Origin of the sequence: Chengkuizengella marina (genome assembly GCF_009910845.1) — a bacterium.
GTDB classification, from domain to species: domain Bacteria; phylum Bacillota; class Bacilli; order Paenibacillales; family KCTC-33759; genus Chengkuizengella; species Chengkuizengella marina.
Window position 1 is genome coordinate 152,202 of sequence record NZ_SIJB01000018.1, and the last position, 25,491, is coordinate 177,692.

33 protein-coding genes are annotated in these 25,491 nt (G+C 32.5%); 9 read left to right on the forward strand and 24 right to left on the reverse strand.

All coding sequences use genetic code 11. From position 1 onward, the window contains the following. Positions 1-38 precede the first annotated feature (38 nt). Positions 39-536, reverse strand: a complete 498-nt coding sequence (locus tag ERL59_RS08140) for a hypothetical protein (protein ID WP_160645701.1) — start codon at positions 534-536, stop codon at positions 39-41. 128 nt (positions 537-664) lie between these two features. Then, positions 665-1,045: an O-methyltransferase gene (locus ERL59_RS08145; RefSeq protein WP_160645702.1), complete on the reverse strand. Its 381-nt coding sequence runs from the start codon at positions 1,043-1,045 to the stop codon at positions 665-667. 347 nt (positions 1,046-1,392) lie between these two features. Here ERL59_RS08145 and ERL59_RS08150 point away from each other — a divergent pair, with 347 nt between their 5' ends. Beyond that, the gene (locus ERL59_RS08150) at positions 1,393-2,643 is read left to right on the forward strand and encodes a methyl-accepting chemotaxis protein (RefSeq protein ID WP_160645703.1); all 1,251 of its coding nucleotides are present in this window, start codon (positions 1,393-1,395) and stop codon (positions 2,641-2,643) included. 68 nt (positions 2,644-2,711) lie between these two features. On the opposite strand, the gene ERL59_RS08155 is transcribed toward ERL59_RS08150, so the two are convergent. After that, positions 2,712-3,809: an SDR family oxidoreductase gene (locus ERL59_RS08155; RefSeq protein WP_160645704.1), complete on the reverse strand. Its 1,098-nt coding sequence runs from the start codon at positions 3,807-3,809 to the stop codon at positions 2,712-2,714. 255 nt (positions 3,810-4,064) lie between these two features. On the opposite strand from ERL59_RS08155, the gene ERL59_RS08160 reads away from it, so the two are divergent. Continuing rightward, entirely contained in the window at positions 4,065-4,217 is a 153-nt protein-coding gene (locus ERL59_RS08160; protein WP_160645705.1) for a YycC family protein, read from the forward strand. Between the two features lie 93 nt (positions 4,218-4,310). Here ERL59_RS08160 and ERL59_RS08165 read toward each other — a convergent pair whose 3' ends face one another. Then, on the reverse strand, positions 4,311-4,682 hold the full coding sequence (locus ERL59_RS08165) for a globin domain-containing protein (RefSeq protein ID WP_160645706.1): 372 nt from the start codon (positions 4,680-4,682) through the stop codon (positions 4,311-4,313). 218 nt (positions 4,683-4,900) lie between these two features. Between ERL59_RS08165 and ylbJ the strand changes: the two genes are divergently transcribed. Together ylbJ and ERL59_RS08175 are read left to right on the forward strand one after the other, a co-directional pair. Next, the gene (ylbJ, locus tag ERL59_RS08170) at positions 4,901-6,124 is read left to right on the forward strand and encodes a sporulation integral membrane protein YlbJ (protein WP_160645707.1); all 1,224 of its coding nucleotides are present in this window, start codon (positions 4,901-4,903) and stop codon (positions 6,122-6,124) included. A gap of 66 nt (positions 6,125-6,190) precedes the next feature. Continuing rightward, on the forward strand, positions 6,191-6,997 hold the full coding sequence (locus ERL59_RS08175; protein WP_160645708.1) for an NAD kinase: 807 nt from the start codon (positions 6,191-6,193) through the stop codon (positions 6,995-6,997). Between the two features lie 101 nt (positions 6,998-7,098). Here the strand turns inward: ERL59_RS08175 and ERL59_RS08180 are convergent, their stop codons facing one another. Then, on the reverse strand, positions 7,099-7,380 hold the full coding sequence (locus ERL59_RS08180) for a YutD family protein (protein ID WP_160645709.1): 282 nt from the start codon (positions 7,378-7,380) through the stop codon (positions 7,099-7,101). 85 nt (positions 7,381-7,465) lie between these two features. Beyond that, positions 7,466-8,362, reverse strand: coding sequence for a lipoyl synthase (lipA, locus tag ERL59_RS08185; protein WP_160645710.1), 897 nt, complete (start codon positions 8,360-8,362; stop codon positions 7,466-7,468). Positions 8,363-8,607: 245 nt separating this feature from the next. Between lipA and ERL59_RS08190 the strand changes: the two genes are divergently transcribed. After that, positions 8,608-9,579: a M23 family metallopeptidase gene (locus ERL59_RS08190; RefSeq protein WP_201763511.1), complete on the forward strand. Its 972-nt coding sequence runs from the start codon at positions 8,608-8,610 to the stop codon at positions 9,577-9,579. A gap of 32 nt (positions 9,580-9,611) precedes the next feature. Here the strand turns inward: ERL59_RS08190 and yunB are convergent, their stop codons facing one another. From yunB to ERL59_RS08205, 3 genes are all read right to left on the reverse strand, one after another. Next, complete coding sequence (gene yunB / locus ERL59_RS08195; RefSeq protein ID WP_160645712.1) at positions 9,612-10,364, reverse strand: sporulation protein YunB; 753 nt, start codon at positions 10,362-10,364, stop codon at positions 9,612-9,614. A 200-nt stretch (positions 10,365-10,564) separates the two neighbouring features. Then, positions 10,565-11,347 (reverse strand): TrmH family RNA methyltransferase, encoded by a 783-nt coding sequence (locus ERL59_RS08200; RefSeq protein WP_160645713.1) that lies wholly within the window; start codon positions 11,345-11,347, stop codon positions 10,565-10,567. A gap of 8 nt (positions 11,348-11,355) precedes the next feature. Further along, entirely contained in the window at positions 11,356-12,015 is a 660-nt protein-coding gene (locus ERL59_RS08205) for a potassium channel family protein (RefSeq protein WP_160645714.1), read from the reverse strand. A gap of 94 nt (positions 12,016-12,109) precedes the next feature. On the opposite strand from ERL59_RS08205, the gene sspI reads away from it, so the two are divergent. Next, complete coding sequence (gene sspI, locus ERL59_RS08210) at positions 12,110-12,313, forward strand: small acid-soluble spore protein SspI (RefSeq protein WP_328699918.1); 204 nt, start codon at positions 12,110-12,112, stop codon at positions 12,311-12,313. 83 nt (positions 12,314-12,396) lie between these two features. On the opposite strand, the gene ERL59_RS08215 is transcribed toward sspI, so the two are convergent. The 3 genes from ERL59_RS08215 to zwf form a co-directional block, all read right to left on the reverse strand. After that, a complete protein-coding gene (locus tag ERL59_RS08215) occupies positions 12,397-13,983 on the reverse strand; it encodes a peptide chain release factor 3 (RefSeq protein WP_160645715.1) in 1,587 nt (528 codons plus the stop codon). Positions 13,984-14,064: 81 nt separating this feature from the next. Then, the gene (locus tag ERL59_RS08220) at positions 14,065-14,688 is read right to left on the reverse strand and encodes a cyclase family protein (protein WP_160645716.1); all 624 of its coding nucleotides are present in this window, start codon (positions 14,686-14,688) and stop codon (positions 14,065-14,067) included. 11 nt (positions 14,689-14,699) lie between these two features. Then, the gene (gene zwf / locus ERL59_RS08225) at positions 14,700-16,250 is read right to left on the reverse strand and encodes a glucose-6-phosphate dehydrogenase (RefSeq protein ID WP_160645717.1); all 1,551 of its coding nucleotides are present in this window, start codon (positions 16,248-16,250) and stop codon (positions 14,700-14,702) included. Between the two features lie 195 nt (positions 16,251-16,445). Between zwf and ERL59_RS08230 the strand changes: the two genes are divergently transcribed. After that, a complete protein-coding gene (locus ERL59_RS08230; protein WP_160645718.1) occupies positions 16,446-16,784 on the forward strand; it encodes a hypothetical protein in 339 nt (112 codons plus the stop codon). 104 nt (positions 16,785-16,888) lie between these two features. On the opposite strand, the gene ERL59_RS08235 is transcribed toward ERL59_RS08230, so the two are convergent. From ERL59_RS08235 to ERL59_RS08265, 7 genes are all read right to left on the reverse strand, one after another. Continuing rightward, positions 16,889-17,536, reverse strand: a complete 648-nt coding sequence (locus ERL59_RS08235) for a response regulator transcription factor (RefSeq protein ID WP_160645719.1) — start codon at positions 17,534-17,536, stop codon at positions 16,889-16,891. Then, positions 17,520-18,590: a sensor histidine kinase gene (locus ERL59_RS08240; RefSeq protein ID WP_160645720.1), complete on the reverse strand. Its 1,071-nt coding sequence runs from the start codon at positions 18,588-18,590 to the stop codon at positions 17,520-17,522. Before ERL59_RS08240 ends, ERL59_RS08235 begins: the two co-directional genes overlap by 17 nt. Before the next feature lie 184 nt (positions 18,591-18,774). After that, positions 18,775-19,425, reverse strand: coding sequence for a cell wall-active antibiotics response protein LiaF (gene liaF, locus ERL59_RS08245; RefSeq protein ID WP_160645721.1), 651 nt, complete (start codon positions 19,423-19,425; stop codon positions 18,775-18,777). 178 nt (positions 19,426-19,603) lie between these two features. Continuing rightward, a complete protein-coding gene (locus ERL59_RS08250; RefSeq protein WP_160645722.1) occupies positions 19,604-20,272 on the reverse strand; it encodes a PspA/IM30 family protein in 669 nt (222 codons plus the stop codon). Then, positions 20,272-20,661: a PspC domain-containing protein gene (locus ERL59_RS08255; RefSeq protein ID WP_160645723.1), complete on the reverse strand. Its 390-nt coding sequence runs from the start codon at positions 20,659-20,661 to the stop codon at positions 20,272-20,274. Before ERL59_RS08255 ends, ERL59_RS08250 begins: the two co-directional genes overlap by 1 nt. Positions 20,662-20,668: 7 nt before the next feature. Further along, positions 20,669-21,337 carry a PspA/IM30 family protein gene (locus tag ERL59_RS08260; protein ID WP_160645724.1) on the reverse strand — a complete coding sequence of 223 codons (669 nt, stop codon included), beginning with the start codon at positions 21,335-21,337 and terminating at the stop codon, positions 20,669-20,671. Positions 21,338-21,351: 14 nt separating this feature from the next. Further along, positions 21,352-21,651: a LiaF transmembrane domain-containing protein gene (locus ERL59_RS08265; protein WP_160645725.1), complete on the reverse strand. Its 300-nt coding sequence runs from the start codon at positions 21,649-21,651 to the stop codon at positions 21,352-21,354. Positions 21,652-21,920: 269 nt separating this feature from the next. Between ERL59_RS08265 and ERL59_RS08270 the strand changes: the two genes are divergently transcribed. After that, a complete protein-coding gene (locus tag ERL59_RS08270; protein ID WP_235929833.1) occupies positions 21,921-23,000 on the forward strand; it encodes a C40 family peptidase in 1,080 nt (359 codons plus the stop codon). A gap of 64 nt (positions 23,001-23,064) precedes the next feature. Here ERL59_RS08270 and ERL59_RS08275 read toward each other — a convergent pair whose 3' ends face one another. Genes ERL59_RS08275 through ERL59_RS08295 form a run of 5 tightly spaced genes read right to left on the reverse strand, consistent with a single transcriptional unit; the run spans position 23,065 to position 24,794 of the window. Further along, positions 23,065-23,496, reverse strand: a complete 432-nt coding sequence (locus ERL59_RS08275) for a spore germination protein GerPE (protein ID WP_160645726.1) — start codon at positions 23,494-23,496, stop codon at positions 23,065-23,067. 12 nt (positions 23,497-23,508) lie between these two features. Then, complete coding sequence (locus tag ERL59_RS08280) at positions 23,509-23,694, reverse strand: spore gernimation protein GerPD (RefSeq protein WP_160645743.1); 186 nt, start codon at positions 23,692-23,694, stop codon at positions 23,509-23,511. A 14-nt stretch (positions 23,695-23,708) separates the two neighbouring features. After that, complete coding sequence (gene gerPC / locus ERL59_RS08285) at positions 23,709-24,320, reverse strand: spore germination protein GerPC (protein ID WP_160645727.1); 612 nt, start codon at positions 24,318-24,320, stop codon at positions 23,709-23,711. A 25-nt stretch (positions 24,321-24,345) separates the two neighbouring features. After that, positions 24,346-24,558 (reverse strand): spore germination protein GerPB, encoded by a 213-nt coding sequence (locus tag ERL59_RS08290; RefSeq protein WP_160645728.1) that lies wholly within the window; start codon positions 24,556-24,558, stop codon positions 24,346-24,348. Beyond that, positions 24,555-24,794 carry a spore germination protein gene (locus ERL59_RS08295; protein WP_160645729.1) on the reverse strand — a complete coding sequence of 80 codons (240 nt, stop codon included), beginning with the start codon at positions 24,792-24,794 and terminating at the stop codon, positions 24,555-24,557. Before ERL59_RS08295 ends, ERL59_RS08290 begins: the two co-directional genes overlap by 4 nt. A gap of 142 nt (positions 24,795-24,936) precedes the next feature. Here ERL59_RS08295 and ERL59_RS08300 point away from each other — a divergent pair, with 142 nt between their 5' ends. Continuing rightward, a complete protein-coding gene (locus ERL59_RS08300) occupies positions 24,937-25,443 on the forward strand; it encodes an Hsp20/alpha crystallin family protein (protein WP_160645730.1) in 507 nt (168 codons plus the stop codon). The last annotated feature ends 48 nt before the right edge of the window (positions 25,444-25,491 follow it).

Genomic DNA, 25,491 nt, shown 5'->3' on the forward strand with positions numbered 1-25,491 from the left:
GATTTAATTTCATTATTATACACAACAATTCATAAATGTCAATGACTAAGAGTCACTTGTTTCTTCAATTGGGACATTAAATCATTAATTACGGGTAAAGTATCCTTAAAGTAAGGAGAATAGTTGAGATCCTTAATAAATTCTAAAAATTGGAGTCCAATTTCATATACAATCTGTTGATATTTTTTTAAATCAACAATATATTCCTCCATCTCCTTAGGTTGTTCTCCTTCAGATTCTTCCACCTCAATGAGTTGGATGCTTTGTTTATTTATATGCCTTACCACAAATGAAAACCCTCTGCAATCAGGATCACCACATCCACATACAAAAAAAGGAGTTTTCTCCCACTCCGTTGCTGAAGCAAATCGATTTGGAAAAGTGTCTTCCAGTGCACTTAAAAGTAAAGCAGGTAATCCCACATCTATACATAGAGGTTCATCTATAATAATATCATCATTTATTTGTAAATAGACATCTGCTTGTACAATTTGCAATTCTTTATTCAAAGATAAATGATCAAAAATTAATTTCATTTTCTAACCCCTTTCATGAAGCCCATTTATCAACCATAGTATAACAATTTTTTGTAATAAAAACCGTTTCGCTCCTTCATTAAGGTAACACAACGGTCATTTAATGCATCATATAATTTGTCTTACTCTCATAAAACCTTTTGCTGAGGATTATTCAACAAATTAGCCATATTGTAATTAGATTCGAATTGAACACTCGTAGCTAGATTTTTGTTTTTTAAAGCAAATTCAAAGGAAATCTGCCCATGAGTCCAATGATTTTTGTACTTTAGAGATTGAATTGCCATCTTTTTAAAAGAAAATATTTGCTGCTTAGTTAAACCTTGAATATGCCCTCGGGTTTCTCTATTATTTCCTTCTATTGGGTCATGAATCACACCAAATTTACCAACAGTATTATTGCGAATTTGTAAAAATACAATACCCGAGGTCAGACTCCCTAATTCAGGCTGAATTTCTTCAAATACTAAATCAAGCTGTTTAGCTAAAGATAACTGCTCAATATACATAATTTCTCTCCCTTTCCATTATTTTATTGGCATTGTTAAATAAACACAGTTAAACAAGTGTTTAAAAATACACACGTGCTTTCTAGGAAATAAAATTAGATTTACATGTGGATCAACTAAATAATACAGAAGGAAAAATGTAGAAGATTCAAAATCAGGGGAAATGAGACTAGAGTATATACCTTATGTAAATTTACATATTTATACACATCATAATATATTAATATAAAAATGTAAATAATTTTCTATCCTATTAGTTTTATTAATTCATACAACCTCATAGACTTTTTTCAAATTTGAATGCTATAATAAAGAAAATTTTAACAACTAACAAAGGAGTAGATGATATGAGCTGGTTCTACGAGCAATCTGTTAAAAATAAACTATTAATTGGAGTATACTCCATATTATCTATATTTTCATTAGTATCTATCCTATTTGCTGAGAATAAATTGATTGTTTCAATGATTATTGTATTTTTATTAGCTATAATCTACCCTATTCTTTCAAAATTAGAGAAAGTGATTAATGAATCTATAGATAATGTTTCCAGAGCAGCCACAAAAATAGCGCAAGGCGACCTACAACAAAAAATATATATTACATCAGATGATGCAATTGGAGAACTGGCGAATGCATTTAACAAAATGTCTGAAAGAATGAACAATACATTACATGACACGCTTAATATTTCCAAGTTAGTTTCAGATTCAAGTAGAAATATTTATTTAAAAAACAAAGCTCTGAGTGATGTTCTAATTCAAGTAAACTTATCTACTAACGAATTGGCTACTGGAGCCAATGAAATTTCTGAGGACGTATCCAACATTTCTACATCTATTCAAAATATTGAAAATAAGGTCAGTGCATATACGGTATCAACAAATGAAATGAATAAACATTCTCAAAACACGATACAATTAGTGGACAAAGGGAGAAATGCGGTAGAAAGTCAAAGTGCTGGAATGAAAGATACTGTTGAAGCAACGAACCATGTTGCATCTACTATAAGTGAACTAGCTAAACAAGCAGATGGCATTTCAAAGATAACAAAAACGATCTCAGAAATTGCAGAACAAACAAATCTCCTCTCTTTAAATGCATCTATTGAGGCAGCTAGAGCAGGAGAACACGGTAAAGGTTTTGCTGTTGTTGCGCAGGAAGTAAGAAATTTAGCTGAGGAAGCAACTGAATCAACCAAAGAAGTTTTTAATCTTGTTAAAAATATAGACTTCGGCATTAAACAAGCGATTGAGAATATAGAAAAAAATGAAGAGATCGTTAAAAATCAAACATTAATGATAGAAGAAACGGAAAAGGTGTTCAGTGAGATTGTACATAGTATACAGTTTATTACTGATCGAATTTATGAATTTTCAAAAGAAAGTGAACTTATGCTTAGTAGCGCAAAAAATATTTCTGAATCAATGGAAAATATATCTGCAATTACACAACAATCTGCTGCAGGTACTGAGCAAGTTTCAGCATCAATGAACGAACAAATATCATCCGTTCAAGAAATGGTTAGTGTGTCAGAGCAAATGACTCATAAAGCTTCACAACTCCAACAATCGATTGAATTTTTTAAATTAAGATAACATGCAAAAAATAAATTTCAAAAAAAAGATCACCTGAATATTAGGTGATCTTTTTTATCTAAAATGAATTATCTAATCACTAATTGTTTCTTTTGATCATGTTTATGTGTTTTATAATATGTGACCATCGGTTCTAATATTTCCATAAAATCAGGACAGTGAATTCCTGATCCTTTTAAGTCCTCCACTGCATTTTGACAGTCAAATCTTGCCTCATACGTGAAATAATCCAATGCTTCTTTTTCAACGCCCAAAAACTTACGAATAAATTTGATTTTTAAGAAAAGAACTGTAGACATAATTGGGACTCTTCCAATTGGTTTTTTTTGTAACAATTCCTGCATCATAGCAGAATAAACTTCTTTCACTTTATAAGGAGAAGGGTCCGTTAAGTGATACGTTTTACCTTCACCAATTTCAGCATGACCTAAATAACAAGAAGCAGCAATGATATAATCTACTGGAACAAGATTAATCTCTGCTTCCCCTGGTCCAATGTATGGAAGAATGGGAAGAAATCGAAGGCGGTCCAAAAAGTTTAATATAAAATAAGGTCCATCAAATTTAATGGTTTCACCCGTAAAGGAATGACCCTTTACTATGCCAGGACGTATAATGGTAGTAGGTACATCATTCATTATTTTTTTTACTAGCACTTCCGCTTCATATTTTGTCTCTTCATAATAGTTTTGGAAAGTTTGGTTTTTCTCCAGTTCAGACTCTAGAATTTTACCTTTACGGTCCCCTGCTACATATGCAGTACTAAAGTATATGTATCTTTTTAAACTCTCTAACTGTTTAACAAATTGGTTTACATTATCCGTACCCTTAACATTGACAAGATAAGCAATATCTTTAGGAACAGCTAAATCATAAATTGCAGCCAGATGGAATACATGTGTAACTTCTCTTTGAAGGACTTGAAGACGATCATCAGATATACCTAGATTATTGTTAGTAATATCTCCTTCTAGTATCGTAAAACGATCCTTTTCAAAACCTCCATCATTCATTAATTTAGCAGCTTCTACCTCAGCTTCTCTATACATATTTGGTAAAACTAATACATAAATATGATCTACGTCCTCTTGTTCCTTTTGAAGCTGCTGGATAATTTGACTAGCAATAAAACCTGGAAATCCAGTAAAAAAATACTTGTTACCCATCAGATCACCCCTTTAATAAAATAACTATTCTCATTCATGGAAAACCAAGCCATATATAATTGTCAAAAAAGTCAGAATGTTTTCTAATACCATTTTATCATGGCTTTTTGATCTTTCAAGATCATTTAAAAATGTTATACTAATATTGCACCCCAAAAAGTGAAGTGAAGTTAAATCCGAATACTTTTGGGGACCCCGAAACATTGAAGTAAATATTATATATATTGTAAATTTATATTAAAGGAGAGATTAAGATTGAAACCATTACAAATATCACCAGAAACTGCTCAGGCATTAGCTAAAAAATTAAATGTACCTATAGAACACTTAATGCACATGCCTCAGCATATATTAATGCAAAAATTAGCTGAATTAGCAAAACAGGATAAAAACAATTCAAACGATTAGCACTCAATAATTACCTAGCTTTAATGTCACAAATAAAAAAATAGTTAATACTTTGTGCTGATATAAAAAACCTAAAACTATAAATAGGTTTTTTTAGCTATTAATAAAATGATATGCTGGACCAGATAATCGCTCTAACAAAATAGCTTGTAGCTGCTTATCTAGTTCTATCGTAGAGAGTGCTTTTTTCATACAACCCAACCATGCATCAGCACGCTCTCTTGTAATTTCAAATGGTAAATGTCGAGCTCTCATCATGGGATGGCCATATTGCTCTGAATAAAGAGGAGGCCCCCCAAAAAATTGTGTTAAAAATAAAAACTGTTTTTCCTTAACAGGCATAATATCTGCTGGAAACAATGGTCCTATTACTGAATTTTCTTGTACTATAGGATAAAAAGTTTCTACAATTTTACGAACCGTTGCTTCTCCACCTATGACTTCGTATAATGATTTTTCTTCCATATAAGTTAAGCCCTCCCATACTTCTAGGTTGTTCTGCCTTAATATGTAAAAGACGAACGAACTTTATTTATTTCATATTATATCATAGTCCAGCCTCATCCTAGTTGTCGGAATGAACCTGCTTATAATTTCATACTATGTTATAAAAGACAAGCTTGCTTAAAATGGAGCTTTTTTGAACAGATACTTAAAGGCTAAATTCACTAGGAGGCCTCTTTATGCTCCCTATAAAAAAATACATTGTATACATCATTCCATTCATTAGTTTAATCTTCATTTCACTCATTTTAGTTTATCCAACGATCAGTTTTAATGCTGCTGTAAGGGGAATCAGTATCTGGTGGGATGTTTTGTTTCCAGCGCTGTTTCCTTTTCTAGTTGTTTCAGAAATACTATTAGGTATCGGTATTGTACATTTTTTTGGGACACTTTTAGATCCAATTATGCGTCCATTATTTAGAGTACCAGGAATAGGTGGTTTTGTCATGACTATGGGGTTTGCATCGGGTTACCCTGTTGGGGCTAGATTAACCTCTAAGTTATGGGAACAAAAGCTAGTCAATCAAGTAGAAGGAGAAAGATTAGTTGCTTTCACTTCAACTTCTGATCCTATTTTTTTAATTGGAGCTGTATCTGTTGGTTTTTTTCACGATGTAAACCTAGCTCTTGTTTTAGCTATCTCACACTACGGAGCGGGAATTATAGTTGGATTATTGATGCGATTTCATGGGAAAAACAATGCTAAAACAATATCTCAAATTGAAACGAAGCAAAAAGGATTTATTTTATTTCGTGCGTTTCAATCGATGCATAAAGCCCGTTTAGAAGATGGTAGAACTCTCGCTATAATTATATCTGATGCAGTTGAAGCTTCCATTAAATTAATTTTTGTTATTGGAGGACTCGTTGTATTTTTCTCTGTGCTATTAGAAATTTTGACGACAATCCATTTTTTGGACCTATTCTATCTTTTATTCCAATCTTTAATGCAATTATTTGGATTTCCTGTTGAACTCAGCCAAGTTATTATTAACGGAACTTTTGAGGTGACTTTAGGTGCTAAGTCAGCAGGTGATGCAAACACTAGTTTGATAGCCAAAACCGCTGCTGCTGCTTTTGTTGTCTCTTGGAGTGGGTTATCGGTTCATGCACAAATCGCCAGCATATTGCATTTTACAAATTTACGGTACACTCCCTTTTTCATTGCGAGATTACTTCATGGATTCATTACCGCTGGAATCGTTTATTTAATATTTGATCCAATTTACTCCTATAAGGTTGCCTCTTCCTTATTCCTTCCAACTATAAGTGAATTAACGACAAAAACCCAATTCATATTTCTTTACTTTTCCCTTTGGAGCATAGTGTTTTTATTTGTATGTGTTTTATCCTTGTACTTTATATACGTAATACTGAGATCTTTTTTTTATCTTAAAAAGTGAACATTGTTTTATAAATGATTTTTGTATATGATGGATACAGCAAATGATTAGTAGGAGGTTACACTTTTGAAATATTTCGTCTTGGACCGTGGAGATGAAACTTCTTTAAAATTATCTGATAAATTTCATAAATTAGCAAAACAACACAATATGATTCTTGATGAAATTTCACCTGACATTGTGATCTCAATTGGTGGAGACGGAACCATGTTATACGCATTTCATAAGTTTGTACAACAACTTGAAACTATTTCATTCGTTGGAATTCATACTGGACATCTTGGATTTTACGCAGATTGGAAACCAGATGAAATCGAACATCTATTAGAAATTATGGCTAAAAAAGGGAATTCTGAGGATGTTATCGTAGAGTATCCTATTGTACAAATTGAAATTAAAACCGTAAATGATAAAAGAATATATTATGCGCTAAATGAAATTACCATTAAAGGAATTCATGCAACATTGGTAGCTCAACTGGATATTAATGATGAAAAATTTGAAATGTTTAGAGGAGATGGGATTTGTATATCTACTCCATCCGGTAGTACAGCTTATAACAAAGGTTTGGGTGGTGGAATCATTCATCCTTCAATAGCAGCGATTCAAATTGCTGAAATGGCTTCTATAAATAATCGTGTTTTCAGAACTTTAGGTTCACCTATTATTTTACCAAATCATCATCATTGTGATATTTATCCTAAAGCAAATCAAAAAATATTACTGTCTGTAGATCATTTACAGTTTGAGCATAAAGATATCGTTTCCATTCGTAGTAGTGTTTCACATAAAAAGGTTCGATTTGCAAGATATCGTACTTTTCCATTTTGGAATAGAGTAAAAGAAGCTTTTGTGGGTGTCGAATCAAATTAAATGGTTAAAAAATAGCCGAAAAAATCATTAAGCATTTTTTCGGCTATTTTAGCATTTCACTAACCCTTAACTAATTCATATTAAATTCATTAATTTCAATATTAATTTGTTTTTTTAACTTTTTTTAGTACAAAGTATGCACAACCGAAATTACAATATTCATAGATATAATCCTCAAAGCTATTAATGGAAGATTCCTTAGATGCTTTTGTATGACCGTGGTGAAAGAAACCTTTTAATCGAAGCTGATTATAACCCCAATCTCCAACAATAAAATCATAACGGTCCAATACTTCACTGTATCTAGCACGAAATGCTTCTTGATTCCAACCATTTTTATGATCTTTAATAAGTTCAAATGACTTTCCTGTAATTTGGATCATCTTTCTAATTATCCTCCTATATTCAATCCTCTAAGAGGTTCTTTAAAAAATTCCCCTTTTGAAAAAGCAATATATATTAAAATTATTATCTGGCATTTAATGTTTCATTGGCCGCTTCCTTTTGCTCACGAGCATGATATGAGCTTCGAACCAAAGGTCCTGCTTCAACATGGCTAAATCCTCGTTTCATACCTTCTTCTTTTAATAAAGCGAACTCCTCCGGTGTATAGAATTTTTCAACTGAAAGGTGTTTTTTAGAAGGTTGTAAATATTGACCAATCGTTAATATGTTACAATCTACTTCTCTTAAATCATCCATCGTTTGTAGAATTTCATTCCACTCTTCTCCAACTCCAATCATAATACTGGACTTCGTAGGAATTTTACTTTTGTATGATTTAGAGCGTTGTAACAACTCAAGTGACCTTTTATATTTAGCTTTTGATCGAACTCGATCTGAGCATCTTTCAACCGTTTCTATATTATGATTCAACACTTCTGGTTTAGCATCTAGAACTTTATATAAAGCTTCTTCATTTCCCATAAAATCAGGTATTAATACTTCAACATCACAAAATGGAAGACGTTTTTTTACAGCTTTGATCGTTTCAGCAAAAATCATTGCTCCTCCATCTGCTAAATCATCGCGTGCAACTGAAGTTATAACACAATGCTTTAATCCCATTTCTTCTGCTGCCTCACCAACTCTTTCAGGCTCTTTTAGATCTAATTCATTTGGTAGTCCAGAATTTACTGCACAGAAACGACAAGCTCGTGTACAAATGTCGCCTAGAATCATAAAAGTAGCCGTTCTATTTGCCCAACATTCATGAATGTTAGGACATTTTGCTTCTTCACATACTGTATGTAAAGTTTTTGTCCGCATCGTTTTTTTTAGTTCTTTAAATTCTTGTAGTTCATTGCCAGAAGGCAATTTTATTTTTAACCAATCTGGTTTTCTCTGTGGTGTTTGTATTGCCATATTTATCCATATCCCTTCCTGGGTTCTTCAAAATCATTATGTATATGTATTATAACAATGGATTTAAAAACATGCCACCTTTGTAAAAATTGGATTGGATAATACAAAATACCATCGTGCACTCTATAAAACAATTAGGTCAATGAACAAATAATTAAACATCTGAAACTACATAGATGGCAAATTTTGTAGGAGGGATCATATTGAAAATAAAATTCCTTTATTACTTTCGTCTATTCATTCTTATGATCTTAACTGTTTCTTTTATAAATTCAACTGCGTTAGCAAAAACAGAGGAACTTAGTTTAAAACAAATTTATGAAAAACGACAGCAATTGTATGAAGAAATGAGTGCTGTGACAGAAATACCCTGGTTTTATTTAGCCGCCATTGATCAATATGAAAGATCTTTAAGTATAGCAAATCCAAAAAATAGACCGATTAGAGAAGGGCTTATAAGTATTTATTTTGAAAAATCTGATTGGGTAGGATATTTAAATCCAGATGAACATGATTCTAACTTAAAATCCATTATCTTTTTTAACGGCAGAGGAAGAGACGGTTCAGGAGATGGACTTGCAGATTGGAACAATGATCAGGATGTTTTATACACGATGTCTCAACACATCTTAAAATATGGATTATCAAAAGATGATTTTCGCATTGCTCTGTGGGAGTATTATCAAAATTCAAGAAGTGTGAAAAGGATCGAACAGTTTGCAAAAATTTATGAAAGGTACGGTACATTGGATTTATACAAACATGCCTTTCCTGTACCATTACGTTCAGATCATTCATACCGCAGTACTTGGGGGGCAGGAAGAAGTTTTGGTGGATTCCGGATTCATGAAGGAACTGATATTTTTGCTCATCATGGTTTACCTGTACGAAGTACTTGTTATGGGATTATTGAAGTCTTGGGTTGGAATCGATATGGTGGTTGGCGAATAGGAATACGAGATCTTAATAACGTATACCACTATTATGCTCATTTATCTGGATACCAAAAAGAAATAAAACAAGGAGACATTGTTGAACCAGGTCAAGTATTGGGATGGGTAGGAAGCTCAGGTTATGGTAAACCAGGAACACAAGGTAAATTCCCTCCACATCTTCATTATGGATTATACCGTGACAATGGATATAATGAATGGTCATTTGACCCGTATCCTTATTTAAGAAAATGGGAGCGGGAGGAGCGAAGAAGCAGAAAATAATGGCTTCTTCACTCCTCTTTGCATTTTATTGATTAATTTTCAGTATTATCCTCTGAGTCTGTTGAGTTAAATTGTGGAATAGATATAGGAGGTATCGGATTCATTCCGTTTAAGGAATCGATTGGTTTACCATTGGAATCAAAATAATATGCTGGTACATCCCCTACAACTAATAAATATGTAATAGGAACTTCTGTTTCTACTATTTCAGCTTCTGTATCAAAAGGAATTATGATTGTTACCTCTGCAATGATGTGTATGTAAACTTCAACAAGAATCATATTGATCCCAGCATCCTGTTTTCTTGTAGTCAGGTCAATTAATACTGAACCCGCAGGTACAAATTTAATCGGTACTTCTGGACCAAAAGAAGCTATAATTGCACTATCTAAAGCTTGACCTAATGGAATGGACTCAGGCATTCTTTGTAAATCATCTAATGTTTTTTGAACGATATTCCTAGTTTCAGCAGCAATTCGCATATGTTCTGTATAATTTAACATAAAACCAGTAATTTTCCCTGTATGGTCGTATTTCCATTCAATTAATTTATCCAAATTTGTCCCTTTAGATATCTGTTCAGTAAGTGAAGCATTAATGGATTGAGTAGCGATTTGTTTAATTCTAACTTTTGCAACATTCATCAAAGGGGGTCTTAAATTTTTCTCAATAAAAATAAAGCTTTGTACAGTAATTAGAGTAAAGATAATTAGAACTAGGAAAAACACTTTCTTTTTGCTTCCTTTTTTAACTGTGCGACTTCTCCACCTTCTTTTTCTCCTCATGTATTAATGCCCCCTAGCTAAAAGTTCTGCTGCTTAAACAATGAATCAGAGACAGCTTGCAAGAAATCCCATCTTATTAAATAAATTTATGCTTTAGCTGTTTAAAATAATCCTTAAAAAGACGAGAGGTTTTTTTCAAACAAAAAAAAGGAAAAGCATTTATAATGCTTTTCCTAAATATTGATTGATAGTAATTCTATTTATCCCTTGAATTTTCTCTGTCTTAATGTCTCATACAACATGATGGTTGTTGCCATAGCAACATTTAATGATTCCGCACTGCCTTCAATTGGTATTTTAATTTGTTTACTTACATATTGATGTAACTCTGGAGAAACTCCGTTCCCCTCATTTCCTACTATAATCCAACTTGCTTTTGTTAAGTCCGTTTGAAAAAAGTTTGATTCTGCTTTTAAACTTGTGTTTAACACTTGAATCGAATGATTTTGAGCTTTTTGAAGCATACCATTCAAATCACTTTCAATGATTGGTAAATGAAAAATAGATCCCATGGTTGATCGAACGGTTTTAGGATGATATAAATCTACACATCCCTTGCCTAATACAACTCCAGTTGCGCCTACTGCATCAGCACTTCTTATAATTGTTCCTAAATTACCAGGATCTTGTATAGCATCACAAACAACAACCAAAGCGGAATCCTTAAATAAAATTGAATCATCCCCGTTTTTTTTATATACAATTGCAAAAATACCTTGTGGGGTTTTTGTATCAGAACATTTATTTATGATATCGTCACTAACACCTATCCATTTCCGCTCTTCATAATCTAATAATTCTTCGGGTACACCCTTTTCATATGAATACACAACATGTTCAACTATTACATTAGTATTGTTTAAAGCTTCTTTGACTAAATGAATTCCTTCCACAATATACTTACCTTGTTTATCCCTACCTTTTTTAGACAAAAGTTTAACCCAATCTTTTACATGACTATTTGTTAACGAGGTGATTTTCATGGTTTCAATTACTCCCGAAATGACATTTCAAAATTTTGTAAATGATCATTGTCTCCTACAACAACAAGAATATCATTCTCCTTGATTAAATCCTCAGCATGTGGAGCAATATTCATTTTATCAGCACTTTTGATTGCAATGACGTTACAACCAAATTTCGCTCTAATGTGTAACTCACTTAAATTTTTTCCAACCATTCTTGATGCTGCTTTAATCTCGACTATGCTATAATCAGCTGAAAGTTCTATATAGTCGATTATATTTGGGGATATTAAATGATGAGCAACCCGAACACCCATATCTCTTTCTGGGAAAATAACTTTATCTGCTCCAATTTTTTGAACAACTTTACCATGTAAATCATTTTGTGCTTTAACGACTAATGTATTTACTCCTAGATCTTTTAATATTAGAGTAGTTAAAATACTCGCTTGAATATCTTGTCCAATAGCAACAACTACAACATCAAAATTTCTAATTCCTATCGCTTTCAAAGCTTCTTCATCGGTTGTATCTGCCTGGACAGCATGAGTAACTTCATTAATAAGTTCTTGTATACGACTTTCATTGGAATCTATAGCTAATACTTCAAAACCCATATGATATAATGTTTTTGCAACGCTTGATCCAAAGCGCCCTATTCCAATAACCGCAAACTGTTTTTTCAAAAAAATTCCTCCTTTGAGGTTAAAACAAAATTGATATTAAACGTAATGATTGAGCAAAATAAACAGTACAACATGATGTGGAGGTTTTTAACTGATGATGGACTTAAGACAAGCCATTTTCCAAAGGCTTCAAAACAAAAATGAATCTGAATTACATGAGATCATAACTGATTCCATCAATAATGATGAAAGAACATTACCAGGCTTAGGTGTCATTTTTGAATTAATTTGGAAAAAATCCGATGAACAAACACAAAACTTATTAATTTCAACTTTAGAAAGCAATTTACCTCAATAAAACTACAGTGAAAGGGTTGTCTTATAAGTTCATCAGACAATCCCTTTTTTCTGGTTATTTTTTAAAATCCTTATCACTTTGAATTACTGAGGAGGATTTTCTAGAAACTGAACATTCTCATTCTTTTCCATCGATGTCCTCATCGCGTATTCATTTTCAAAAAGAGCAACATGGTTTCCTTTTTTATCAAAAACTAATTGTGAATTAATTCTAAATTTACTTGGTTCAATTTGATCTGCTTGAATCCATCTTGATAACTGATAACTTAATCGGTGTAATTCAATGTCAACACCGTATTCAACTTTCATTCTGTATTCAAAAACTTCAAACTGGAGTTGTCCTACTACACCTAATATTTTTTCATCCCCAGAAATGGACTGGAAATATTGAACGGTCCCTTCATCTGTTAACTGTTCTATTCCTTTTTGAAATTGTTTGTTTTTCAAAGCATTTTTCACAATGACTTTAGCAAATAATTCAGGAGGAAATGTTGGTAGTTCATCAAATTCTATATTTGCTTTTACACTTAATGAATCACCGATCTTGAAAATGCCTGGATCAAATAATCCAATAATATCACCTGCATAAGCTTGTTCAACAATATCTCTATCTTGCGCCATAAATTGTTGAGGTTGCGCTAATTTAATATTTTTACCTGTTCGAATGTGTTTTACACTCATCCCACGATCAAATTCCCCAGAACAAATGCGTAAGAAAGCAATTCGATCACGATGTGCTGGATTCATATTGGCTTGAATTTTAAAAACAAATCCTGAAAAGTTTTTATCACTTGGACTAATTTGTCCTTGATTACTTTCTCTTGGTGCTGGGGTTGGAGCTAACTTTAAAAAGTTATCTAAAAAAGTTTGAACACCGAAATTATTAATCGCACTGCCAAAGAATACTGGAGTTAATTCCCCTTGTTTTACTTTCTCGTAATCAAAAGGATCTCCTGCAACATCTAACAGTTGTAAATCTTCATTTAAGCTTTCAAATAAATAATCTGTCGTAATATTTTTTATGATTTCATCATCATATCCACTCACATTTTGAACTTTTATTTCATCATGGTTATCCCCTTGGAATAATTCAACTCTTGTGGCATGACGATCATATACTCCACACAATTGCTTGCCAGAGCCTATTGGCCAATTCATTGGGAATGAACGGATTCCAAGCACATTTTCAATTTCCTCTAATAAATCAAATGGATTCTGACCTTCTCGGTCCATCTTATTTATAAATGTAAAGATTGGGATACCCCTTTTACGACAAACCTCAAACAGCTTCATCGTTTGTGCCTCTACACCTTTTGCTGAATCAATTAACATCACAGCACTATCCGCTGCTGTTAGCGTTCGATAAGTATCCTCACTAAAATCTTGGTGACCTGGTGTATCCAATATATTTACTTTATGCCCTTCATATTCAAATTGCATAACACTTGAAGTAACTGATATTCCTCTTTGCTTCTCAATTTCCATCCAATCTGATGTTGCATGTTTAGAAGCCTTTCTTCCCTTAACCGTTCCTGCAAGACGAATAGCTCCGCCAAATAAAAGAAGTTTCTCCGTTAATGTAGTTTTCCCAGCATCAGGATGAGAGATGATGGCAAATGTTCTTCTTTTATTCACTTCTTGATCAAATGTTTCTTTTGAAGTCTGATTCATTTATAAATCCTTTCTAATTTTCATTTATTTAAATTGATGTTTTTAAAATTAAAAATGATAAATATTTTTAAAATTTTCTCTTTATTGACCTAATAAAAACGCACGTGCTGGAGCAGCATCGATACCTTCTAATTTTAAAGGAGCGATTACCATAAAATAAGTCCCTGATGGAACATCTTTAAGACGAAGACCTTCAACTATAATAATTTTATTTTCAAATAATATTTTATGTGTTTCATGATCAGGTTGGGCACGTTCAATACCTAATCCATCTGTGCCGATCCCTTTCACTTTTAAATCTTTTAAATAAGCCGCTCCATCTTCATCTAAATAAATAAAGTTGAAGTCAAATTGTTCTGATAGTGAATTTTTTGTTTTAAATAAGATCCATTCCCCTTCCTGAATTGCAAAAGGTTCTAAGTCACTTTTTCCAATTTGACCTTCTACGTGTGTTAAATCTAATACACGTGCCGTAGACACTAAATTTTCTAATGGGATGGATTCAATCGTATCTCCGCTCTCAATCATATGTAACGGAGCATCTAGATGTGTTCCAGTATGTACATTTAAACTTAAAATAGATTCAAAAGCAGATGAGTTTGAAAAGTCAGATGCTGTTTGAATTTTTGGTTTTTTTTCCTCTTTATTTTTATATACTTGCATTCCTTCATGTATGGTCATAGAAATATCATATATTTTAAACATAAAAAACCCTCCTATTTTTCACTCTTAACCTGAACCCATGTGACCTCAGCTTCTTCTTGTCCATGGACTGGCCACCATTTAAACCCTTTTTTCTCTAATAGATCTTTCATTCCTTTTGGTCCCCATGTTCCCGCTTCATAATGCTGAAGGTCGCTTCCATCTGATGATGACCAAGATTCTGAGATAGAATCAATGTATTTCCATGCTGAAGCTACTTCATCCCAACGAGTAAAATAAGTTGAATCTCCGCGAATTGCATCAAATACTAATCTTTCGTAGGCTTCAGGTGTATTTAATCCGACTTCACAGCTTTGGCAAAAATCCATAGCTACTGGAATAATCATGGATTCTCCACCTGGTTTTTTAGCATTAAATTTAATATAAATTCCTTCCTGAGGATTAACACGGAATACTAACAAGTTTGGTTCTAAAGAGTTCGTTTTTGCGAAATACACATTTTCTGGAATATTTTTAAATTCCACGACAACTTCTGTTGCTTTTGCAGGCAATCTTTTACCTGTTCGTACATAAAAAGGAACACCAGCCCAACGAAAATTATCTACATACAATTCTGCTGCAAAAAAAGTTTCTGTATTTGAGGTTTTAGAAACAGAATCTTCATCCCGATAGGCTTTCACAATTTTATTATTTAATGTACCTTCAGTATATTGTGCTCTTACTACACTATCCTTTACTTCTTGAGCATCTTTATAAGATCGAATCGAACGTAATACTTTTACTTTCTCATCTCTTATATCTTCAGACTCCATTCTGCTTGGCGGTTCCATAGCCATCATTGCTACCATTTGCAACATATGATTTTGAGCCATATCTCTTAAAGCACCTGAACTCTCATAATACCCACCTCGATCACCTACACCTACTGTTTCACTTAATGTAATTTGAATATTTGCGATGTACTTATTGTTCCATAATGGTTCAAAAAAAGCATTTGCAAAACGAATAACTTCTATGTTTTGGATCATTTCCTTTCCAAGATAATGATCAATTCGATATATTTCTTCCTCTTCAAACACTTCTCTTATCTGTGTATTTAAGTCTTCAGCAGACTTTAAGTCATACCCAAATGGTTTTTCAATCACCACTCGATGCCAGCCAGCACTTTGCAGAAGTCCTCCTGAACGTAAGTTGTTAGCGACCTGACCAAATAGTTGAGGTGCTAGGGCTAAATAAAATAATCGATTACCTTTGATATTAAATCTTTGCTCTAAAGATTCTGTTAGTTGATTCAAATCATCAAAACCATTTTTATCATTCGTGTTAAGTGACATATATTCAAAGTGATTTACAAAACTTTTCCAGTTATCATCCTTTGATATATCATATCGTGCAAACTCTTGAATAGAATGATACACATCATTTTGAAATTCTTCTATAGAACGATGTCTTCTGGCTAACCCAATCACTGCAAACCTTTCAGACAGCTTACCTTCTCTAAATAAACTATAAATTGCTGGATACAATTTACGTTTTGCCAAATCTCCAGTAGCTCCAAAAATAAAAAACGTAACACCTGATTGACTAGTTAAATTATTATTCATCTCATCATCATTTCTTTCATCCGTATTTTTCTATGTACCTTTTAGAAGTGTAGCATAATCAAATTATATGATTCAATATCCCTGTCATGAAATAACACTCAAAATGGGCTTAACTCATCTAGTTATTCGTCTATTCCAAATATTCAACTTCTGAATATGTTAAATATATGGATATTTGTAGGAGGTGAAAAGCCTATGTTTCCTATAAAACTGGATGAGGAAAACATAAGCAAACATATAGGAAATCCATTATTAGTCCTAACTAATGATGGAAAAGAACATTTTGGAATTCTGAGTCGGATCGACAGCAGGCGTAGACTATATTTTAATGATTTTAATCATACCAGTACTTCAAAATTAAAGAAAAGTAGTAAAAAACAAAAAAGAAGCAAAAAAAAGAAAGCCACGACTTTCCATGAAGGAATCGGCTTTTATCCCAATGAAGTCGGTTTTACATCAGAATTAGACTTCGGCACAAAATATAAAATTGACCTTTCCGATATTAATTTATTGTTTGATACAAGTTTCTTTTAAATTAACATAACATGTATCGGTCAGTTCAAACTTTGAGCAAAAGCTTTTATCGGAGCAACATCCCACTTTTATTAAAAGTGGGCTTTTTTTTATTATTGTTATTGTTACTCAGCTAAACTATGTTTAAAAGCGTAAATCGCTGCTTGAGTTCTATCTTCAACTCCAAGTTTTGCTAATATGTTCGTCACATGAAATTTAACTGTCTTTACACCGATATAAAGTTCATCAGCAACATCTTGATTAGATTTACCTTTTGCAATGAGTCTTAATACTTCCATTTCACGTTCGGTCAATTCTTCATGAGGTGCTTTTTCTACTTGTTGTGTTTTTCTAAAACGGTTCATAATTTTTGATGCAACTTGTGATTCAAGAATAGGATGACCATTCATTGCTGAGCGAATGGCTTGAGCAATTTCAGTTGCACGAGATGTTTTTAATAAATAACTAAAAGCTCCTGCTTCTATTACAGGGTATACCTTTTCATCATCTAAGTAGCTGGTAAGAACAATCACTTTACATTCGGGTTTAAGTTTCAATAATTTTTTTGTAGTTTCTATTCCGTCCATTTCTTCCATCACCAGATCCATCAAAACAACATCAGGATCATAATTTTGCGCGAGTCTGATTCCTTCCTCCCCATTACTTGCCTCACCTATGATCTCAATATCTTCTTCTGTACTTAAAACAGCTGAAAGACCAATTCGAACCATTTCGTGGTCATCTACAATTAAAACCTTAATTGGAATAGACATCTTGCTCACCCTTTCTTTCGCTTACAACAGGAATACGTATTTCAATTCTTGTTCCTTTCCCAGGTGCGGTAATAAACTGAATAGATCCACCTATTTCATTAATTCGTTCTTTCATAGAGACAATACCATAAGATGCATGTTTTTGAACATTCATATCAAATCCTACACCATTATCTTGAATCATTAAACGAACTATACTACCATTATATGAACACTTAATTTCCATCTCAGATGCTTTAGAATGTCGTAATGTATTGGATAACGCTTCTTGTATGATTCTAAAAATATGATCCTCTACACCTTTAGTTAGTTGGAGATTGTCATCCATATCTAACGTAATATGTATAGGAACCTTAGAGTTCAACTCATGTAACAACTCATGTAATCCTTGTGACAATCTTTTTCCTTCCAAGTGAACAGGGCGTAAATGTAACAATAAAGCTCTCATTTCAGATTGAGCTACAGATGCCATTTCTTCTATGAGTGATACTTGCCTTTTTGCTTTTTCAAAATCTATATTTAAAGTCCTTCCTACTGCTGTTGCTGTCATAGAAATAGCAAATAACTGTTGACTGACTGCATCATGTAATTCACGAGCTAATCGTTGACGTTCCTCGGTAACAGCAGAAAAACGAGCCTTTTCTGCAAGCTGTGCATTATTTGTTGATAATCTTTGCAGTGAGGTGATTTGATCCTCCCACTTTGTTCTAATTTCACTTAATTGATCTGCTAATCTACCTATTTCATCTTCACCTAATGAAGGAATATCTTTTGGTAAATTACCTTTCTCTAACAGAAGCATTGAATCATGTAAACGATCTAACCTTTTTTTAATTTTATTACTTTGTAAAAAGCCAAACAACGTCCCAATGACAAGAACAATAACAAAAAGGGTGAGACTATGCTTAACCATTAACCATGGCTCAAAGCGCTTTATATATTCATTAGTTTCTAAGAAATATATAATGATAAGAAAAATGAGTATAGAAGCAATCATAGATTCACCCATATTCTTCCATATCATATTTGTTAGCTTTTTTTTATAACGTCGCATAGTAACTCCCCTCCTTCATAGAACATATACAAAATTTAATTACGTTGACATTACAATTACAATGAAATACGTAAATTTTTGACTTAAGTTTCACTCCACTTTTTGGGATAATTTAATGTTTCGGGCCCCGCAAAAGTATTCGGAATAGTATTCTCAGCAATACGTCACTTTTGTGGGTATCCCCTTAGATGATCTTAATATTTACATCTCCTATAATATAAGATATATCAAAGTGGATTTTCACATCAGAAGTAGCATAATTTGGAGAAGTCCATGTAAATTTATTTATGATCCCCGCTTCTTTTTCCCAGTTTAAACTAATCTCTCCTATAGTAATTGTTGATTCAATCGTAACACCAATATGATCAGGGACAATAATGTCAATATCACCGACGATACCTTGTAAAACAATTTTAGTTTCTTTTTCCTCTATAAGTGCATGTGATACATCCATTTGGATTTCTCCAACAATGGAACGAATCATCATATTTTTCAGGGTCCATTGATTCTTTTTCCACTTTATACTTTGTACTATGTTTTGTTTTTGCATAAATGTTTCATCTAATTTCTGCTTATCTGATTTCATATATAAATATCCAAAAGCAATTAAAACTAAACCAATAACAAACATTACATGATTACTAATCAATATAATAATTCCAATAACAATTAATAAGTATCCTTTATTTTTTTCTCCAATACGAACTCGTTTAGTACCAAACCATATCAAAATTAGGGCAGCAACAGTTAAAAAACCAAATAAGTTACCAAACAATAAATATAGTCCAGCAAATATCAAAACTAAAGCAGTATTTCGGTTACTCCGCTCCTTCATAATGTCGCTCCCTCCCTTTCTTTGAGTATGGTTATATCATTACAAATGAGAAATAATTCTAAACGATAAGCGATGAAAAGCCATAGCGGCAATAACAAACCGTATGGCTTAATCCTTTAATAGCATAACATAATTGTACAAATTTTGGGTATATGTTTTGATCTAAATCTAAATTTGTTTATTTTGTTTTTGCAGCTTTATCTTTTAATGCTTTAAATTCTGCATCTAACTTTTCTTTATTTGCAGGATTCATATTTGTAAGAGTAGTTTTTGATTCCTGATTACTAAACACTTGCGACTCTATTTCTTTTTGTACAATTTTTTCTTCAACTCTTCTAAAACCAGATGCAGCATTACCACGATCAATTTGTTGATGATTTGTTAATTGGGCCATTTGTTTCTTTGTATCTGCTAGCTGAGATCTTGAAGCTAACTCATTACGCTTGTTACGCATTTTATAAAATTCTTCTTTCATTTCATGAAGTTGATCTTTCAATTCTTCTGCTTGAGATTTTGAACTTATATGCATTTGAGTAAGTTCTTCAATTTTTTGATCTAAATGTATTTTTTGTTCAAGTATTACCTTTACTTCGTCCTCCTGACCATTTTTCAACACCTCTGATGCTTTCATTTCCTTACTTTTACTAGTACCCTTCATTTCATCTATTCTTTGTTTTAACATGCGTTCATTTGCTAGCTGCTTAGCTACAGTTACTTCCGCTTTTGCAATTTCTTCTTCCATATCTCTTAAGTATTGATTTAGCATCACAATCGGATCCTCAATTTTGTCTAATACCTCGTGTAAAGATGCTTTTGTCATATCTGATATTCTTTTAAAAACTCCCATTATTTTTGTTCCCCTTTCTCATATTTGGCTAATTTTGATTTTAAATCTTCTATTTCTTGTTGCATTGCTTTTTTCTCAATATCTTTCATCATGTCATCTATTTTAGAACCACTGTCATAAGTAGTTGTTGATTGAGTTTGAGAATTTTGTTGAACAGTTGATTGATCATAAGCTGTATGTTGATTTTGAAATGAAGATTGCAGTGCAGGTTCCTTCGGGATGACTAAACTGATTAAAACATAAAGCAGTATCACTGTGCCTCCCGTAAAAACCGCAGTAATAATTAATATGACTCTCAATAAATTTGCATCCACATTTAAATACTCAGCTAAACCACCACATAAACCTGTTAGTTTTTTATCCGTCTGCGATCTATATAAGTTTGCCATCACCAATTCACCTCCTTTGCTCTAATTTTTTCTTTAATGCTTCAAATTGATTTTCTACTTCTGTTTGTAATTTAGATCCAAGAGATGATCCTGTATTGGAATCAAGTGATCTCACTTCTCTTAAAGCATTTGTTTGTAATTCCAGTTCAGAAAATTTTCGATCAATTGTTCTTGATTGTTCATAATAATCTTGTTTCTCAATAAAATGATTGACTTGATTTAACTGTTTTTGCAAACGTATTGATTCTATCTTTGCTGTGTAAAATGCTCTTTTATCAACAAGCTCTTGCACTTCATCTTTTAAGATTTGTATTTGCTCTTCCAGCTCCAAAATCGTTTGTTTTCCATCTTCGTACAATTTCCTATATTGTTCACTTTTTTCTTCACTTTGCATCTTTTCTAATAATATTAGTTTTGCAAGTTGATCTTCTCCCGCTTTTAATGCAATCTCTGCTTGGTTTTCTCTTTTTATTCTAGTTGTTTCAGCCTCCATATATTGTTGCTTGACAGAATGTGCATGTGTTAACGTTTGTTGATATAACTTTTCTAATTGAGATAATTTTGTTTTTTGTGTTTGTAAGTATTTATCAATAAAACGTACAGGATCTTCGGAGTTTTCTATTTTATCATTTAAAGTAGCAACGCTAATATCTCTAATTCTTTTTACTAGGCTCATTTCTTTACCCCTTTCTATTCAATCCTTCTCTCTTTTTTAAGTAAATGAACTCCAAATAAAATGAGTCCCACTGCTAAAATAATTCCAAACAACCCAGCAAATTTGCCTAAAACCATGAATGCTCCAATAATCAATAGTGGCCATCCTATAAATTTTCCATTTTTAATACCCAAGTAACCAATCCCCAAAACAACGAACGGAATCAAGAAAGAAAATATGTTTTGCCCAAAATTGAAGCCAATTTTTTCAAAGAGCAGCAATCCCCCAAATAATATTAAAAACAAAGCAAGTAAGTTCTTTTTATTAAATTTCATGTTTCTCACCACCTTCGACTGCTGTTTGTGTATCTTTAATATTATTGTAGGGGATTCCCTTAACTTGCAAAACAGACTCTGGACCATATTTAACCCTAGACCTTAGTCTAGTATCGTAACCTACTTAAGCACAGGTCTGCCTTGAGTTTCAAGTTAATTGGTATAACTTGCTTGTCTAGTTGTCTATGAATCTATGTTAGAATGAAAGCGAGCTCATTAAGGGAATGGTTGATTTTTGTTGAAAAAACTAACTAGGGGGAAATTTCAACATGAAATTCAACATGAAGAAAAAAATGATCTCTACGGTATTAGCCGCAGCTTTAGTTCTAAGTATCGCACCTGTCCAAAACTTAGCTTTTGCAAGTGAAATTCAAACAGCAGAAGTGATATGGGGAGTAAATTTCAGAGAAGCACCTTCAACATCAGGTGAGATTATTAGAATGCTTAAAAAAGGTGAGGACGTACAAATCATTTCAAAAGTGAATGATTATTGGTATGAAGTAAAAGATAAAAATGGGAAGGTTGGGTATATAAGTGCAAATAAAAAATATACCAAACCAACGAATGAAAGTGGGAATAATAACGAGTTAAACTTGTCTGAAGATACAAATTCAATTGCAGATGCTACTATAGTTAGAGGTGTATCTTTTAGAACTGGACCTTCAACAAGTTATGATCGAATGCGTTATTTAAAAACTGGGGAAGATGTTACGATTATAGAAAAAGTCAATAAATACTGGTATAAAGTACTGGATAAAAAAGGACAAGCTGGTTATGTAAGTTCCAGTAAAAAATTTATAAAATTATTGTCTGAAAATAATGAGACAAGTACTCCTCAGAATGAAACGGACCCAGATTCTAATTCAAATACGGATACTAATACAGATCAGGGTACTGAAATCAATTCAGATGCTGCAGATCAAATCATCCAAGCAGGAATGAAATATTTAGGAACACCATATGAATATGGATCAAATAGAAATAGCACGAAGACATTTGATTGTTCTGACTTTGTGCGAAGAACGTTCATTGATGCATTAGGTGTTAAATTACCATATGATTCTAGACAACAAGCAGATTATGTACGAGATATTGGGGATACAACAACAAATTGGAAAAATTTACAGCCAGGTGATCTTATGTTTTTCATGTCCTATAAAGGTAGCAAGGAAAGCAGTTATAGTGGAATTAATAAATCTAAACAACGTATTACACATGTAGGTATCTATATAGGAGACGGGAAAATATTACACACTTACTCCAAAGAATCTGGTGGAGTTAAAGTGAATAACATTGAAAATACTCACTGGGAATACCGTTTTGTATTAGGTGGAAGTGCTATAAAATAATAAATTAAAATTGATAACCGACTGTGTTCTAAGAACACAGTCGGTTTTTTAAAATATAAAAAAATTACGAATTTGACTTTTTATATTGTGTAGGCATATATGTGTGATCATCTAGATCTTGATCAATAAATTGCCTTATATTGATAACTTTAGATTCAGTATCTACACTGCAATTTGATCCTACTTGCAGGATGGAAGAACCACCCAAACCTAGTACTCGGATACTGTCCACATAAATATTTGGATTTTCATTAATAAAGGTTGTTCTTACATCTTCAGTAACTGTTGGCCTTGGAATCCGTTCTTGAAATAATTCTAGTTGAGCAAAATCTCCTTCACCTGGAAAATAAACAGGGACTTCCCTCTGAACAGCATAAACAAATGACCTAGGGTTTAATTCTACTGAATCACCTATTTGAAAAACAGCACTTCTAGTAATAGAAATGACTTTTATGTTTTCAACTACGGAAGTTCTTCTATTTGAAGTTATTTTCATTTGCTGATCTCCTTAGAATGGAGTTTCAGGAGCTAAAGGAGCAAGAGGTCCAATAATTAATGCCTCAGGAGGTGTATCAAAAGCAGAACCACTTGTAATGTGTTCAGTATCCCCTACTAATAAAACAGAAGATCCTGTCAAACCAATAATATTAATATCTCCTACATGAATATCCTTATTTACCACTGTATAATTCATCTTGCAATTCATCTTCATTGGTTTTCATTCTCCTTACCTGTAATTTTATGAAAATGATTTAAAATAGAAGTCTCTATATCTTTTTTTGTTTTTGCCAAAACATTATTTTTAATTTCATCTTGGTTTAATTCTTTGTTTTCATTATTATTTAAATAATGATGAATTCGACCATCAATTTGTTTTTTAATATCTTTGATCATTTCTTGTGTGTATTCTTCACCAACGACTAAATTGAACTTTTCCTGTAATGTTCTTATTGCATTAGGGACTTCCTCATCTAAATGTTGATGGATTTCATCTCTGATGCCTTGATGACAGTCACTTTCAATTTCTCCCCCTAGCTGTACTTCATGTTCCGTTTGATCATTAACTTCAAGTTCTTCAATTATACCATTCCCACCAGGAGTAATACCTATGTTTAATGTACCCTCTAAAGTTTCCACTTTAAGTTGATCAAAGTTATATTCTATTTTTTCAATCGTATTATTTTTGCTTGCAATTAGTTTGTTCATATCTTCTTTCATTTGTTTCATTAACTTTTCTAAATTATTTAATTTATTTTGATGTTCGATTAAATTATCTGTTAGCTTTTTTATATATTGTTGCATTTGAGGGTCCTGGTACATAATAATCCTCCCCATCATCCATACATTATGAAGGTGGTGACAAAGGAACCAGAGCAGCAGCTGAGGCTTCTGATATAGCTTGAAGTTCGGGTGCTGGTTCTATAAATCCACCTGTATTATACAGATTAGATAAACATTTAATGACACCTGCACTACCTATTTGTAAAAAAGATGAATTTGTTATTGCTCCAATTTTAATCATGCCAATTTGAATGCTCTGATTAACAGTTAGGTTCATATAACATTCCCCTCAACACCAAAGTTATCTTGAGTTTGATCTTTCACATCAGGATCAAAAGTGTTCGTTGCACTAAGAAGGTTATTCGTAATTGGTAAATCCCCAGTATTAAAAGAACCTGAGCCAGCATAAGTTTTGGATGAACTTACAGGAGACACTTGAATTGAATCACCAAATTGAACAATAGCACCGCTTCCTACACTTATTATTTTTATAGCTCCTACAATAGCAGGCATAAGCAGACATCCTTTTTCATGGTTTCAATATTTTATTGTATGTTTCCATTTCTTTAGATGTTCTGCTCTTTTTGCCAAATCACACATTTAGATAGATAAGAATACACTAGTTAATAATATGTATAAGAAAGAGGTAGGTAATATGAGTAATTTATTTGATCAACATCAATTTAATAAGCTAATAAGAGATCAAATGAGTAATACAAATCTAAATAATATAGATCCAAACAATTTAGATTTATCATGGATAGATAAATATGTTTCTGATACGATAGAAAAAGCTTTTTCAAGAACAACATCAAATGTAGATTCAAGTAAACCTAAAACAAATACGATTACGAATACGAATACGAATACGAATACTGGGGAATTAAAAACAGATCTATTAGATATACATCACTATTTAATTGCTAAAATATATATTCCAAAACATATCGATCATAGAAAAATCAAACTAAGCCTGAATACAAATAAACTTAAAATTAAAGGACTGCCTAGTGGGAATTCACAAACAATAAACCTTCCTACACATATCGATACTTATGATACAAAAGCAATTTATAAAAATCAGATCTTAGAAGTTCGTATGCCTAAAATACCTGATGATGATGAAGATTACAATAGTATTAAAGTGCATTTTGATGATTAAATAAAAAATATAAAAGAGGATGATATGTTAAACTGGCACCCATGTCAA

Bases quoted from the DNA above. Each gene is read 5' to 3' on its own strand.
- ERL59_RS08140 (WP_160645701.1), bottom strand. From the start codon at position 536: ATGAAATTAATTTTTGATCATTTATCTTTGAATAAAGAATTGCAAATT.
- ERL59_RS08145 (WP_160645702.1), bottom strand. From the start codon at position 1,045: ATGTATATTGAGCAGTTATCTTTAGCTAAACAGCTTGATTTAGTATTT.
- ERL59_RS08150 (WP_160645703.1), top strand. From the start codon at position 1,393: ATGAGCTGGTTCTACGAGCAATCTGTTAAAAATAAACTATTAATTGGA.
- ERL59_RS08155 (WP_160645704.1), bottom strand. From the start codon at position 3,809: ATGGGTAACAAGTATTTTTTTACTGGATTTCCAGGTTTTATTGCTAGT.
- ERL59_RS08165 (WP_160645706.1), bottom strand. From the start codon at position 4,682: ATGGAAGAAAAATCATTATACGAAGTCATAGGTGGAGAAGCAACGGTT.
- ylbJ (WP_160645707.1), top strand. From the start codon at position 4,901: ATGCTCCCTATAAAAAAATACATTGTATACATCATTCCATTCATTAGT.
- ERL59_RS08180 (WP_160645709.1), bottom strand. From the start codon at position 7,380: ATGATCCAAATTACAGGAAAGTCATTTGAACTTATTAAAGATCATAAA.
- lipA (WP_160645710.1), bottom strand. From the start codon at position 8,362: ATGGCAATACAAACACCACAGAGAAAACCAGATTGGTTAAAAATAAAA.
- ERL59_RS08190 (WP_201763511.1), top strand. From the start codon at position 8,608: ATGATCTTAACTGTTTCTTTTATAAATTCAACTGCGTTAGCAAAAACA.
- yunB (WP_160645712.1), bottom strand. From the start codon at position 10,364: ATGAGGAGAAAAAGAAGGTGGAGAAGTCGCACAGTTAAAAAAGGAAGC.
- ERL59_RS08200 (WP_160645713.1), bottom strand. From the start codon at position 11,347: ATGAAAATCACCTCGTTAACAAATAGTCATGTAAAAGATTGGGTTAAA.
- sspI (WP_328699918.1), top strand. From the start codon at position 12,110: ATGATGGACTTAAGACAAGCCATTTTCCAAAGGCTTCAAAACAAAAAT.
- ERL59_RS08215 (WP_160645715.1), bottom strand. From the start codon at position 13,983: ATGAATCAGACTTCAAAAGAAACATTTGATCAAGAAGTGAATAAAAGA.
- ERL59_RS08220 (WP_160645716.1), bottom strand. From the start codon at position 14,688: ATGTTTAAAATATATGATATTTCTATGACCATACATGAAGGAATGCAA.
- zwf (WP_160645717.1), bottom strand. From the start codon at position 16,250: ATGAATAATAATTTAACTAGTCAATCAGGTGTTACGTTTTTTATTTTT.
- ERL59_RS08230 (WP_160645718.1), top strand. From the start codon at position 16,446: ATGTTTCCTATAAAACTGGATGAGGAAAACATAAGCAAACATATAGGA.
- ERL59_RS08235 (WP_160645719.1), bottom strand. From the start codon at position 17,536: ATGTCTATTCCAATTAAGGTTTTAATTGTAGATGACCACGAAATGGTT.
- ERL59_RS08240 (WP_160645720.1), bottom strand. From the start codon at position 18,590: ATGCGACGTTATAAAAAAAAGCTAACAAATATGATATGGAAGAATATG.
- liaF (WP_160645721.1), bottom strand. From the start codon at position 19,425: ATGAAGGAGCGGAGTAACCGAAATACTGCTTTAGTTTTGATATTTGCT.
- ERL59_RS08250 (WP_160645722.1), bottom strand. From the start codon at position 20,272: ATGGGAGTTTTTAAAAGAATATCAGATATGACAAAAGCATCTTTACAC.
- ERL59_RS08255 (WP_160645723.1), bottom strand. From the start codon at position 20,661: ATGGCAAACTTATATAGATCGCAGACGGATAAAAAACTAACAGGTTTA.
- ERL59_RS08260 (WP_160645724.1), bottom strand. From the start codon at position 21,337: ATGAGCCTAGTAAAAAGAATTAGAGATATTAGCGTTGCTACTTTAAAT.
- ERL59_RS08265 (WP_160645725.1), bottom strand. From the start codon at position 21,651: ATGAAATTTAATAAAAAGAACTTACTTGCTTTGTTTTTAATATTATTT.
- ERL59_RS08270 (WP_235929833.1), top strand. From the start codon at position 21,921: ATGAAATTCAACATGAAGAAAAAAATGATCTCTACGGTATTAGCCGCA.
- ERL59_RS08275 (WP_160645726.1), bottom strand. From the start codon at position 23,496: ATGAAAATAACTTCAAATAGAAGAACTTCCGTAGTTGAAAACATAAAA.
- ERL59_RS08280 (WP_160645743.1), bottom strand. From the start codon at position 23,694: ATGAATTATACAGTGGTAAATAAGGATATTCATGTAGGAGATATTAAT.
- gerPC (WP_160645727.1), bottom strand. From the start codon at position 24,320: ATGTACCAGGACCCTCAAATGCAACAATATATAAAAAAGCTAACAGAT.
- ERL59_RS08290 (WP_160645728.1), bottom strand. From the start codon at position 24,558: ATGAACCTAACTGTTAATCAGAGCATTCAAATTGGCATGATTAAAATT.
- ERL59_RS08295 (WP_160645729.1), bottom strand. From the start codon at position 24,794: ATGCCTGCTATTGTAGGAGCTATAAAAATAATAAGTGTAGGAAGCGGT.
- ERL59_RS08300 (WP_160645730.1), top strand. From the start codon at position 24,937: ATGAGTAATTTATTTGATCAACATCAATTTAATAAGCTAATAAGAGAT.